At 68.4% G+C, this 891-nt stretch carries 1 pseudogene; it reads left to right on the top strand.

Annotated elements, in window-relative coordinates:
* Positions 1-152 precede the first annotated feature (152 nt).
* Positions 153-891, top strand: a pseudogene (locus AC1D01_RS36780) (hypothetical protein); the annotation flags it as partial.

The raw sequence follows: 891 nt of genomic DNA on the forward strand, positions 1-891 counted from the left end.
TCCTCTAACTGACGAAGCCTCCCCCCGCGACACCCCCAAGGTCGGGGGATTGGCGCGCTCGGGGGGTGTCCTCCGCCGCCGGCCTGAACGACACTTGCAACCAAGGGTGACAAACCCGCACAAGCCGTTCATTCACGGACAGGGACGCCAACATGGACATGACCGAACTCGACCGCGCCGCCGCGCCCGCCCAACGCGACGCCGGCCTCGAACCGGACGAGCGCGATCACTGGCGCGACGTGGTCAACGAGCTGAGCGCCGAGATGGCGACGCCGCTGACCAGTGCGCTCGAACGCGTCACGACCCTCGCCGGCACCGGTCGCATCGACCGCGTCAGCCTGCGTTGCCTGGTGGAAGAACTGCAGAAGGCGCGCGCCATCAGCATCGCCGGCCAGCAGCTGGGCCGCCTGGCCTCCGGCCGGCTGCGCCAGACCCACGAGCGCCTGCCGCTCACGCAGACGCTGAAAGATGTGCTGACCCAGCGCGCCGCCGAGACCCAGGCGCGCGGCATCCACATCAAGCAGGTGCTGAAGCCGGCCGACGTGATCGTCGACGCCTCGCTGCTGTTCAGCCTGTTCAACGCGCTGCTGGACTGGTCGCTGCTGCACGCGCAGTCGACCATCGAGTACCGCATCGACATCAAGACCTGGCCGACGCATGCACGGCTGGTCAGCAAGTTCGCCTACCAGCCCGAGGACCAGGCCGAGCTGCCGCCCGCCACGGTCGAAGAAGGCTCACCGCTGGACTCGATCGCCTGGCGCCTGCTCGAGCAGACCGCGTGGACGATGGGCCTGCCGATCGAGCGCAAGATCGAAGGCAGCCACGTCACGCTGTCGATCGAATTCCCGCGCACCGTCAGCGAGCAGCTCGAGGGCCTGAGCATCCTCGAAC

This window comes from Rhizobacter sp. P3_B12 (assembly GCF_056402895.1).